Genomic DNA, 12,333 nt, shown 5'->3' on the forward strand with positions numbered 1-12,333 from the left:
TTGGTTGTTGGGTGTGTGGTAACCTCAATTATCCAAAGAATTTAGGGGGTGGCAATTTTTTTGCCTATAAAGCCCTCTATGGAGATATTTTATAACCTATTTCTTATAGAAGTTTTGACAATACGGAAGAATCAAAAGGGGGAAAAAGAATGAAACCTTATACACATGAACCATTTACTAATTTTTCGATTGAAAAGAATAAACAAGACTTTCAAGAAGCACTAATTTATGTTCAAACACAATTAGGAAAAGATTACCCAGTGATCATTGGAAATGAAGAAATTACAACAGAAGAGAAAATTGTTTCAATTAATCCAGCGAATAAGGAAGAGATGATTGGAACCGTATCTATGGCCAATCAAGAACTAGCGGAGAAGGCAATGCAGGCTGCTTTGACAGCATTTGAAAGCTGGAAAAAGTGGAAACCTGAGCATCGTGCAAACATATTATTCCGTGCTGCTGCCATCATGCGCCGACGTAAACATGAATTTTCTAGCTATCTAGTAAAAGAAGCAGGTAAACCATGGAACGAAGCGGATGCGGACACAGCAGAAGCAATAGATTTTCTTGAGTATTACGCTCGTCAAATGCTGAAGCTGAAAAACGGCATGGATGTGCAAAGTCGTGACGGTGAGTACAATCAATTTCATTATATTCCACTTGGAGTAGGAGTCATTATTTCACCATTTAATTTTCCGCTTGCAATTATGGCGGGAACAACGGTTGCAGCGATTGTTACAGGAAATACGGTGTTATTAAAACCAGCCAATTCAACACCAGTCATTGCGGCAAAATTTGTAGAGTTAATGTATGAGGCGGGATTGCCTAAGGGAGTATTGAATTACGTACCTGGTAGTGGTGCGCAAATCGGAGATTATCTTGTTGATCATCCGAAAACTCGCTTTGTGTCGTTCACGGGTTCTCGTGAAGTAGGGTGCCGAATCAACGAGCGTGCAGCCAAAGTTCATCCTGGACAAATTTGGATCAAGCGAGTGATCGCTGAAATGGGTGGGAAAGACACGGTAGTCGTTGATAACGAGGCAGATTTAGATCTTGCTGCTGCTTCGATTGTTTACTCCGCATTTGGTTTTTCAGGACAAAAATGCTCTGCAGGATCACGAGCAGTAGTCCACCAAGATGTGTATGAGGAAGTGCTAGAAAAAGCGGTTGCCTTAACAGGTCAGCTGACGGTAGGAAGTCCAGAATTAAAAGAAACCTATATGGGACCTGTTATTGATGAAAAAGCATACAAAAAAATCATGGAGTATATTGAAATCGGCAAACAAGAGGGCATGTTAATGGCTGGTGGTGAAGGAGATGATTCTAAAGGTTTCTTCATTAAGCCAACCATATTTGCCGATGTAGATGAAAAAGCCCGCTTAATGCAAGAAGAAATCTTTGGTCCCGTTCTAGCATTCTGTAAAGCTCGTGACTTTGACCATATGATGGAGATCGCAAATAACACGGATTACGGACTAACTGGTGCCCTCATTTCCAACAACAGAGAGCATATCGAAAGAGCTAGAGAAGAATTTCATGTTGGAAATCTTTACTTCAACCGTACGTGTACAGGTGCTATTGTTGGCTATCAACCGTTTGGAGGTTTTAATATGTCAGGAACCGACTCTAAAGCTGGTGGCCCTGATTATTTACTATTGCATATGCAAGCAAAAACAACTTCAGAAACTCTATAAAATAAGGAGGCAACACAATGAATCAAACAACTTCAAAAACTACTAACATTATTGCACAAACTCAAAAATTTGGAGCAAACAACTATCACCCACTACCAATCGTTATTGAAAAGGCAGAAGGTGTATGGGTGGAAAATCCGGAAGGCGATCGTTATATGGATATGCTGAGTGCTTATTCAGCAGTGAATCAAGGTCATCGTCATCCGAAAATCATTCAAGCTCTAAAGGATCAAGCAGATAAAGTTACACTAACGTCACGTGCCTTTCATAATGATCAGTTAGGTCCTTGGTACGAAAAGATTTGTAAGATAACCAAAAAAGACATGGCACTTCCAATGAACACAGGGGCAGAGGCGGTGGAAACAGCTCTAAAAGCAGCACGTCGTTGGGGGTACGATGTAAAAGGGATTGTAGAGAATCAAGCAGAAATCATCGCTTGTACAGGCAACTTTCATGGAAGAACTCTTGGGGCAGTGTCCTTATCATCGGATCCAGAATACAAGCGTGGCTTCGGTCCGCTTTTACCAGGGATTAAGTTAATTCCTTACGGGGATCTAGAAGCTCTAAAGGAAGCCATCACTCCAAACACTGCTGCATTCTTAATGGAACCAATTCAAGGAGAAGCGGGAATTCTTTTACCACCAGAAGGATTCTTAAAGGCTGCATCAGATTTATGTAAAGAACAGAATGTATTGTTTATTGCAGACGAAATTCAAGTAGGATTAGCGCGTACAGGGAAAATGTTTGCATGTGATTGGGAGGAAGTAGATCCAGATATTCTTATTTTAGGAAAAGCACTTGGCGGCGGAGTATTCCCAATCTCTTGTGTGGTCGCGAACTCTGATGTACTAGGAGTATTCAACCCAGGTTCACACGGATCTACATTTGGAGGAAATCCTCTAGCTTGTGCTGTGTCGCTTGCTTCTCTTGAAGTAATTGAGGAAGAAAAACTAGCTGAACGTTCCCTAAAGTTAGGAGAGTATTTCCTGAATCAACTAAAAACAATCAACAATTCGAAGATAAAAGAAATTAGAGGAAAAGGATTGTTTATCGGTTTAGAACTTACTGAGGCTGCTAGACCATACTGTGAGCAACTAAAAGAAGCTGGTTTATTGTGTAAAGAAACGCATGAAACGGTGATTCGTTTTGCACCACCATTAATTATAACAAAGGAAGAAATCGATTGGGCGTTGGAAAAAATTCAAAACGTGTTAGGTTCTTAATTGTTAATCGGTAACTAAAATTATTAATTCGACGAGGGGTAGAATGATGCCTAATAATACTGTGGTAAATGCGATCGAAAAGGAACATCAAAAGGAACAAGAATCTCTTAACTTGTTTTACTCAACGCAAACGGTTATCCAAAAAGCCTTAAATAAGCTAGGCTATACACATGAAATGTATGAATTGTTAAAAGATCCAATCAGAATGCTAACAGTTCGTATTCCAGTCCGTATGGATGATGGGACGGTTCAAATTTTTACAGGATACCGTTCACAGCACAATGATGCCGTAGGACCGACAAAAGGTGGAGTTCGTTTTCATCCGGAAGTAGATGAGGAAGAGGTAAAAGCATTATCCATCTGGATGAGTTTGAAATGTGGGATCACGGATCTTCCTTATGGAGGCGGAAAAGGTGGAATTATTTGTGATCCACGAAAGATGTCCTTCAGAGAACTTGAGAGATTAAGTCGTGGGTATGTCCGTGCTATCAGCCAAATTGTTGGACCAACAAAGGATATTCCAGCACCAGATGTGTACACGAATTCTCAAATTATGGCGTGGATGATGGATGAGTATAGCCGTTTGCGTGAGTTTGATTCTCCCGGTTTTATCACAGGAAAACCAATCGTATTAGGCGGATCAAAGGGCAGAGAAACAGCTACTGCCCGAGGAGTAACGATTTGCGTCGAAGAAGCGGTAAAGAAAAAAGGCTTTGAATTACAAGGAGCAAGAGTGGTTATTCAAGGGTTTGGAAATGCAGGAAGCTATTTAGCGAAATTTATGCACGATGCTGGGGCAAAGGTGGTCGCCGTTTCAGATGTATATGGGGGAGTTCACGATCCAAATGGGCTCGATATCGATTATCTTCTCGATCGTCGCGATAGTTTTGGAACCTTTTCTAAAATCTTTGAAAACACGATAAGTAATTCTGAGTTATTAGAACTTGACTGTGATATTTTAGTACCTGCAGCTATTTCAAATCAAATTACCGCTCAAAATGCAGCCAATATTAAAGCGGAAATTGTGGTTGAAGCAGCTAATGGCCCAACCACTCTTGAAGCAACAACCATCTTAACAGAACGTGGAATATTGTTAGTGCCAGATATATTGGCAAGTGCAGGAGGAGTTACGGTTTCTTACTTTGAATGGGTGCAAAATAATCAAGGTTATTATTGGTCAGAAGAAGAGGTCGATGAAAAACTATCTAAGGTGATGATCCATTCCTTTGAAAATATATATCAAACAGCTGAGCTCCATCGAGTAGATATGCGCTTAGCAGCATATATGGTTGGAATTAAAAAGATGGCAGAAGCGGCTAGATTCCGTGGATGGGTATAAGGTGAGCAGTCTTTACATGTGAAAGAAGGCGAAGTTGTGGATCCTTTGACTGTTCTAGCTACCATTCAGGATGACCTAATAATTACCGGATCTGATTAGAATTCAAAACTCTTTCCGATCAAACGGAAAGAGTTTTTTTGCATCCCTAATGCAAAATTCAATTTTGAGGCAAAAATACTTGGCATAACAAGTTCGAAAAAAGTTCACAATTAAAGCTTTTCCATTTTGGCATAAAATTTGCATTGTATATATGTAAACGCATACTTACAAGGGGAAAAGGGGGATATAATGCATTTGTCGGAAAACAACACTTCTCATGAATTAAAAAGAACAATGAAGACTCGCCACTTATTTATGATCTCACTAGGAGGGGTAATAGGATCAGGATTGTTCTTAGGGTCTGGCTACACGATTAGTGAAGCGGGTCCGATGGGAGCAATACTATCTTATCTAGTGGGTGGATTTATTATGTTTTTAACGATGCTGTGCCTTGGAGAATTATCTGTCGCCATGCCAGTATCAGGCTCCTTTCAAACATACACGACCAAGTTTATCGGACCAGGAACGGGTTTTGCCCTTGGTTGGTTATATTGGCTCGGGTGGTCTGTAACGGTTGCGTTAGAGTTCCTAGCAGCAGGGCAGTTAATGGAGAGGTGGTTCCCAGATGTTCCGGTTTGGATATGGAGTGGGATCTTTGCTGTCGTCTTGTTCTCCTTGAATTCATTGTCAGCTAGAGTTTTTGCGGAAGCAGAATTCTGGTTTTCTAGTATTAAAATATTAGCCATTTTACTGTTCGTTGTGTTAGGTGGAGCAGCCTTGTTCGGATTCATCGATTTAAAAGGTGGACAAGAAGCACCGTTTTTATCTAATTTCACAGCTCATGGCTTGCTTCCGAACGGATTTTCCGCGTTAATTATAACGATGATCGCTGTGAACTTTTCTTTTCAAGGTACAGAATTAATTGGGATTGCTGCTGGGGAAAGTGAAAACCCAGAGAAAACCATTCCTAGATCGATCAAGCAAACGGTATGGAGAACTCTTGTATTCTTTGTCCTGGCAATTTTTGTGGTTGCTGGATTAATTCCGATGGAAAAAGCGGGAGTGATTGAGAGTCCGTTTGTTGTCGTCTTTGATAGCATCGGGATTCCATATGCGGCAGATATTATGAATTTTGTTATTTTAACAGCCTTACTGTCAGTTGGAAATTCAGGTTTGTATGCGGCTACTCGTATGTTATATGCGATGTCAAAAGAAAAAATGGCAAGTCCAATTTTAACAAAAGTAAACAAAAAGGGTGTACCGATGAATGCATTGATTTTAACAATGGGAATTTCTCTATTGTCACTTCTTTCAGGATTTTTCGCAGCAGAGACGGTGTTTGTATGGCTGCTTTCCATTGCTGGACTAGGTGCACAAGTTGGTTGGATTTCAATTACTGCTTCTCAAATTGCTTTCCGTAGAAAATACATGCGAGACGGAGGTAAGCTAGAGGATCTAAAATTTAAAACACCGTTTTTCCCAGTACTTCCAATCATCGCACTAACATTAAATATTATTGTCCTGGCTAGTTTAGCATTTGACTCAGAGCAACGATTAGCCCTATATCTAGGCGTTCCGTTTGTCATTTCATGCTACTTGATTTATCACTTTAAGATAAAAGATCAACATGAAAATAAGGAAGAAGCAAATTACCAAGTACGAAAAGTACAGTAATCATAAAAAAACAAGAAACCTTTATAATCCCTACACCGTATTTAATTGTAAGGAGCCAAAAATGCCGAGTCTTACAATGAAAGGGGAAAGTGTGATGGGTGTATACGTAGCTGTAGGGATTATAGGGGCTTATATTGTATTATCATTATTACTAGTACCGGTGCAGTATAAGTATATAAAACAATTAAAAGAGACTCAGAAAAGAAACAAGGAAAGAGGAGTTTCTGTAGAAGACCACTATGATCAAATGAGCTTTGAAACACAGCAGTTACATTTTAATGCGCAAGGAAATCTCTTGTTCATAGGAGCTAATCTGTTAGCAACCCTTGTTTATAATTTGAAGTCTAATGGAAAGAAGTAAAACAGCTCCATCACAGTGGATTATGTGCTGCCATTTTTGGCAGTTTTTTTAATTAGTTTGTACTATTCATAATATTAGAAATGAAAAAATACATTTTTTGCATTATACTAAACTTACTACGTATTGGTGAGGTATTTATGGAAAATAAAATTGTACCTTTAACGAATTTGATAGACTTAAAAAATCATGCACATATATTGTATACATACAATAAGGTTGATAATTATATTGAAAATGCCATCTCATATATCGTATCGGGGATTGACCAAGGTCATCACATCATTATGATTGAAAGCAAAGATACATATGAACATATGAAGGTAATATTAAAAGGGATGTTGACACAGGATGCTCTTGACTGTATCCATTTTCTTGATAATTATGAGTTTTATCGCCTATATGATGATTTTCATTGTGACTTAATCGTGAGTCATTTTTCAGATGTCATTACTCATTTTCAAGAAAAACATATGACCGTAAGAACGTGGGCAAATGTTTGCTGGAATAATGAAAGGGAAATTGAGTTGAAACTTGAGAGCTTTGAAAGAACCGCTGATCAATGTGTTCGACATTCCAATCTAATATCGGTCTGCGCGTATAACGGGAACAAAATAACCGCCTCTCTCCAAAACAGCATGCTAAAATCCCACGAGTACATTATGACCGATCAAGAATTAGTAAAATCTTATTTTTATAAAAATAATTCTGTTCCATTACCTTCTTTAACTATCGCAAAAGAAACCCAGCTAGAAGAAAAATTAATTGCTACAAAGCATCAATTGCAATCTTTTATCTTTCAAAATTTAGATCCAGTGGTCATCATGGATAAGAGCGACAAAGTCATTACAGTAAATGCTGCTTTTCAGACTACCTTTGGTTTCACTGCAAATGAAGTGTTAGGTCTAGACGCTAGTGAACTTCCTATCCTACCCGATGATAGAAAATTCGAAGTGATACTTAATAGAAGTTTTACTGTTCTCGGCGAAAAGGTAAAAGGGTATGAAACAATAAGAAAAACAAAAGATGGCAAAGTGCTTCAGGTTCAGTTGTCTTGTTTCCCCTTGCTTGATGAAAAGAATGAGTTGGATGGCTGGGCTGTAATCATACGGGATATTACCGAAAGAAAGCAAGCTCATGAGTTATTAATTAAGTCAGAAAAATTGTCCATTGCTGGAGAGCTAGCTGCTGGCATTGCACATGAGATTAGGAATCCAATTACTTCTATTAAAGGATTCCTTCAGTTGATGGAATCAAGTAACTTTGAAAAGCAGATTTATTATGACATTATGTCCTCTGAAATAACCCGGATAGAGCAAATTCTTAGTGAACTTCTTATGTTAGCAAAACCACAAGCCGTTCATTTTGCGCGCAAGGATGTTATGGTACTAATCAAAGATGTGGTTACGTTATTAGGACCTCAAGCAACGCTCAATAATGTTCAAATCATCATTGATATCAAAACAAAAGTAGCACAGATTATGTGTGAGGAAAATCAGATCAAACAGGTTTGTATCAATTTTATCAAAAATGCAATAGATGCGATGCCGGACGGAGGAAACTTAATCATACAACTGATTTCTAGTACAAAGCAGGAGTTAATTATTCGTTTTATAGATGAAGGGAACGGAATTCCTGATGAACTGATTTCAAAGCTTGGTCAACCATTCTATACGACAAAGGAAAAAGGGACAGGTCTTGGTTTTATGGTGAGTAAAAGGATTGTAGAGAATCATCTAGGTACTGTCACCATAAGTAGTGAAGTAGGGAAAGGGACTACCGTTGAAGTGAAATTGCCAATTTAACTAACATGATCGGACATATTTCGGATGCTGAACGAATCATGGGATATAGGCTATTATCTTTTGTTAGGGGTGAAAAAGCAGAGCTTCCAGGTTATGATGATAATAAATATGTAAAAAATGCTTCATTTAATTCACAACCCTTACGAGAATTGCTTGAAAACTTTAAAATCATTCGGAAATCTACCTTGCAGTTAATAAGAAGTTTACCGAGTGAAGCGATCCCAAGTAGGGGTAACGCTAATGGCTCAGCGGTTAGCGTTCGGGCTTTAATCTACATTATTGCTGGGCAGGAACTACATCATCGAAAACTTATTTTTGAGCGCTATTTGAGTTCTGATGGCTACCCTAATATCCTCTAAGTTATTACAAGGCATATTTTCGAACACAATGGGTAACGATACAGTTATTATTGTATTTTAAAGGATGATTCAATTGTCTAATGCCCGCCTTGAACAATTTGATAAAGCTGTACAACTCAGAGGAGATTCTACTGATTTATTTATTAAAATTTGGAAAGAGTATCATTTGTATTCTACTTTGGAGTTCTGGATAATGGTGTCGGTACTTGTCGTTCCATTATTTATATTATTTTTAAAAATTGATAAAAGTAAAATCTTTTTAATTGGATTTTATGGGTATAGTGTTCATGTAATTCTTGCTTATGGTGATATTTATGGTATGAATTCAGGTTATTGGCACTATCCATTTCAATTAGTACCTGCCTTGCCAAGTTTATCAGTGGATGCCAGTATTGTCCCGGTAGTTTGTATGCTTATGTACCAATGGACGTTAAATCATAATAAGAACTACTATTTATATGCTATTTTAACTGCAGGTGCTTTTGCACTTGTATTCAAACCATTACTTGTTGGCCTTGGATTATTTAAACTTTATGGAAAGGTTAATTATATCTATTTGTTTGTAGGGTACGTTTTAATCTTACTTACAGCAAAATTCATAACCAATGTATTTTTGTGGACCCAAAAAAAATATGGACCTCCAACTAAATAGCATTGACCAAACCTTTACAAAAAGTAAAGGTTTTTTTGTATGGGAAAGTGTGTAAAAGAAGGAATAATATACATCCCTGTAGAATTAGTTAAACTTGTGTTTCTGCAAACAATAAAAGAAGAGGAAAGGGAAGTTTATCATCCACTAGATAAAGTAGTGGAACTGTTAAATAGGGGGATTTAATAAATGGATGTATCATTATTGTTACAATATGGTTGGGTTTTGCTTATCTTGATTGTTCTAGAAGGATTATTATCTGCTGATAATGCCCTAGTTTTAGCGATTATGGCAAAGCATTTACCTGAAGAACAACAGAAAAAAGCGATAAATATTGGATTGCTTTTAGCATTTGTGTTTAGAATAGGAGCCATTTTCATCATTTCGTACCTGTTTCATGTGTGGCAAGTACAAGCAATTGGAGCAGCGTACTTAATTTATATTGCTTTAAAACATTTGTTCACGAAACACGAACGTGAAAAGGATGCGAAAGGGAAAAGTTATCGTGCAACTGTAGCTTCCATTGCTTTAGCCGATATTGCCTTTGCAGTGGATTCGATTTTGGCTGCCGTTGCTCTTGTTCTTGCGCTTCCAGACACGCCACTTGGAGATATTGGTGGAATGGACGCAGCTCAATTCATTGTAATCTTAATTGGTGCGATTGCTGGTTTAATTGTTATTCGATTTGCTGCAGCATTCTTTGTTAAGATCTTAACGGAACGTCCAAGTCTAGAGCGTGCTGCCATGCTACTAGTTGGTTGGGTAGGGATAAAACTCCTTATGCACACTCTTGCCCATCCATCGGTCCATATCATTTCACATGATTTTGTTGAAGGTCCGATTTGGAATACCATCTTTTGGTCTGTCATGTTAATAATCGCTCTTGGTGGTTGGTTCATGTCGGGCAAACAAAAAGCAGTTGGTCACTAAAATAAAGAGGTGCATGAATCCTTATTGGATTTGTGCACCTTTTACATGTATTAATGCAAGTGTTGAAAAGCTTCTTCTATGCTTACATATCCTTTTTTATCTTCGTAATTTGGTTCATCTGATTCAATGGTCCATTCCTTAGTAATGAGTGCAAATTGCCCATCAGAATTCGTCTTATATGTTTGATGAAGCATGTATGTCCCACCATTTTGATTAATGGTATAGCCCATATAATATTCTCCATTAGAACCTTGCTCTTCAAAAAGACCAATATCTTCCAACTGATATGTATTCATTAACGAGTGAAAAGATTGTTGTAATGTGTTCATGATCTCCTCACGTGTACCATATTCCAAATTAATCATCCTTTCGTGGTGTATGTAAAATAAATCCTCTATCAGTAGTAATATCCTACAAAGTTCAATTTATTAGGAAAAAAGTGAAATAACGAACCTTACCTAATAAATGCAATAGATATATGGAAAGATAAAATAACTACTCAAACATAAAGGGTGTTATGTGTAATGGATGACAAGACGAAAATCCGGTTAACTGCAGCAGAAATGGCAATGTTATGGACTCAATTCATCAACGATACAGCTTCCATTTGTGTACTTAGTTATTTTTTAGAAAAAGTAGAAGATCCGGAAGTTAAGCCTGTCATAGAATTTGCTTTAAACGGTTCAAAACATAATATCTCTTTTTTAAAGGAGCTGTTTACAAAAGAAAGTTTTCCGATCCCAATCGGTTTTACTGAAAGAGATGTACACGTAAGCGCACCGAGACTCTTCTCAGATACGTATTTTTTAATGTATTTAAGAAATATGTCTGTACTTGGTATGGCTGCGGGAGCCGTGTCTCTTGGTATTGCCACAAGACCAGAGGTTGTAAAATTTTTCAAAAGTGTTTTGAAAACGGCTGTAGGATTACAGGACTTAACACGAGATTTAATGCTAAAGCAGGGTACGTATGTCCGACCACCCTTTATCTCCACACCTGATAAAGTAGATTTTGTTGAAAGGCAGAGCTTTTTAACTGGATTTTTAGGAGAAAAAAGATCGCTTGTAGCACCAGAAATTACGATGTTATTTAATAATATCCAAACAAATGCGATTGGAAAAACATTAATTACAGGTTTTGCACAGACAGCTCAATCAAAAGAGGTAAAAGACTACTTTATTAGAGGTAAACGAATTGCTCAAAAGCATATCGATATATTTAGTGACATTCTAAAAAAGGAAGATTTACCTGCTCCGATGACTTGGGATACAGCTCTTTCGGATTCGACCATACCTGTTTTTTCAGAAAAGCTAATGATGTTCCATGTATCTGGGATGATTGCGGCTGGTATTGGAAATTATGGTGCTTCTATGTCAGGGAGCCCTCGAAGAGATTTAGGTTTAAAATATGCATCTCTTATTCCTGAAATCGCCCTGTATGCAGAGGATGGAGCAAATATCATGATTAAGCATGGCTGGTTAGAGGAACCGCCTCAATCGGACAATCGAGAGAAACTAATAAATGGGGAATAAAAAAGACCAAATGTAGGACCATACATTTGGTCTTTTGGTAGTTGTAGATTATTTACTACTTTTTTCAAAGTGAAAAAAGATATTTGTGACCCACTTGGATAATATCCCACCACTAATATACCAAAGGAACAAATGAAAGTAAGTAGAACCTTTTGATAGCTGAAATAAATCAAAATAAGATAAAATCGGTTTAAAAACAAATGCAAATAGAGCAGCAACAACCAATACAGCAATATAATAATTTTTTTTTCGATTTAATGTCCATTGATAAACCAGCATGATTACAACGGGGATTAAAGATGTATCCAGCCCCATATTTATTGGTAATAAAGGAATAATTTTATAAGGATACTCCCAGTGTCCAAATCTTGTTGAGTAACCATCGATATATGTAGACAATATATGAGCGCTGTATCCGAAAAAACCGATATGAAAGGCCTTTGAGCGATCGAGTTTAAAATAGAGAACGATTAAAGGAATAATTAAAAAGGCAATATTTAGCCAAAATTGCCATGTATCAAAACTAGAATACTCCTTCCAATAATCGACCCAATCGTGAGCTAACTTACTAGACGAACTTTTTAGATTTTCCAAACTTTTGGACTGTTCTTCATTCATGTAGATCCCTCATTATAGTTATATAATTACCATCAAGTATAGTTTGTTAATAAATGTAAATTAAAATACTAAAAATGAAAAAAGAAGTCGCGTGATTTGAAAAAAGGACCAGC

At 37.4% G+C, this 12,333-nt stretch carries 11 protein-coding genes and 1 pseudogene; 10 read left to right on the top strand and 2 right to left on the bottom strand.

Annotated features, from left to right (window positions below):
• Window positions 1–149 precede the first annotated feature (149 nt).
• The 9 genes and pseudogenes from pruA (at window position 150) to ACVBAX_RS18645 (ending at window position 10,070) form a co-directional block, all read left to right on the top strand.
• On the top strand, window positions 150–1,694 hold the full coding sequence (gene pruA / locus ACVBAX_RS18605) for an L-glutamate gamma-semialdehyde dehydrogenase (RefSeq protein WP_447118335.1): 1,545 nt from the start codon (window positions 150–152) through the stop codon (window positions 1,692–1,694).
• Between the two features lie 17 nt (window positions 1,695–1,711).
• Entirely contained in the window at window positions 1,712–2,917 is a 1,206-nt protein-coding gene (locus ACVBAX_RS18610) for an ornithine--oxo-acid transaminase (protein WP_447118336.1), read from the top strand.
• 43 nt (window positions 2,918–2,960) lie between these two features.
• Window positions 2,961–4,256, top strand: coding sequence for a Glu/Leu/Phe/Val family dehydrogenase (locus tag ACVBAX_RS18615; protein WP_447118337.1), 1,296 nt, complete (start codon window positions 2,961–2,963; stop codon window positions 4,254–4,256).
• A 288-nt stretch (window positions 4,257–4,544) separates the two neighbouring features.
• A complete protein-coding gene (locus ACVBAX_RS18620) occupies window positions 4,545–5,969 on the top strand; it encodes an amino acid permease (protein WP_447118338.1) in 1,425 nt (474 codons plus the stop codon).
• Between the two features lie 61 nt (window positions 5,970–6,030).
• A complete protein-coding gene (locus ACVBAX_RS18625; RefSeq protein WP_447118339.1) occupies window positions 6,031–6,330 on the top strand; it encodes a DUF3949 domain-containing protein in 300 nt (99 codons plus the stop codon).
• Window positions 6,331–6,467: 137 nt separating this feature from the next.
• Entirely contained in the window at window positions 6,468–8,132 is a 1,665-nt protein-coding gene (locus ACVBAX_RS18630; RefSeq protein WP_447118340.1) for an ATP-binding protein, read from the top strand.
• Window positions 8,126–8,491 (top strand): annotated as a pseudogene (locus ACVBAX_RS18635) (DinB family protein); the annotation flags it as partial. The gene ACVBAX_RS18630 and the pseudogene ACVBAX_RS18635, both read left to right, overlap by 7 nt.
• Window positions 8,492–8,564: 73 nt before the next feature.
• Complete coding sequence (locus ACVBAX_RS18640; RefSeq protein WP_447118341.1) at window positions 8,565–9,143, top strand: CBO0543 family protein; 579 nt, start codon at window positions 8,565–8,567, stop codon at window positions 9,141–9,143.
• 186 nt (window positions 9,144–9,329) lie between these two features.
• Complete coding sequence (locus ACVBAX_RS18645) at window positions 9,330–10,070, top strand: TerC family protein (RefSeq protein ID WP_447118342.1); 741 nt, start codon at window positions 9,330–9,332, stop codon at window positions 10,068–10,070.
• 50 nt (window positions 10,071–10,120) lie between these two features.
• On the opposite strand, the gene ACVBAX_RS18650 is transcribed toward ACVBAX_RS18645, so the two are convergent.
• The gene (locus tag ACVBAX_RS18650; protein WP_447118343.1) at window positions 10,121–10,426 is read right to left on the bottom strand and encodes a DUF5634 family protein; all 306 of its coding nucleotides are present in this window, start codon (window positions 10,424–10,426) and stop codon (window positions 10,121–10,123) included.
• A 168-nt stretch (window positions 10,427–10,594) separates the two neighbouring features.
• Between ACVBAX_RS18650 and ACVBAX_RS18655 the strand changes: the two genes are divergently transcribed.
• Window positions 10,595–11,602 (top strand): DUF3231 family protein, encoded by a 1,008-nt coding sequence (locus tag ACVBAX_RS18655; protein ID WP_447118344.1) that lies wholly within the window; start codon window positions 10,595–10,597, stop codon window positions 11,600–11,602.
• A gap of 48 nt (window positions 11,603–11,650) precedes the next feature.
• Here the strand turns inward: ACVBAX_RS18655 and ACVBAX_RS18660 are convergent, their stop codons facing one another.
• Window positions 11,651–12,220 carry a CBO0543 family protein gene (locus ACVBAX_RS18660; RefSeq protein WP_447118345.1) on the bottom strand — a complete coding sequence of 190 codons (570 nt, stop codon included), beginning with the start codon at window positions 12,218–12,220 and terminating at the stop codon, window positions 11,651–11,653.
• Window positions 12,221–12,333 lie beyond the last annotated feature (113 nt).

This window comes from Robertmurraya sp. GLU-23 (assembly GCF_052983275.1).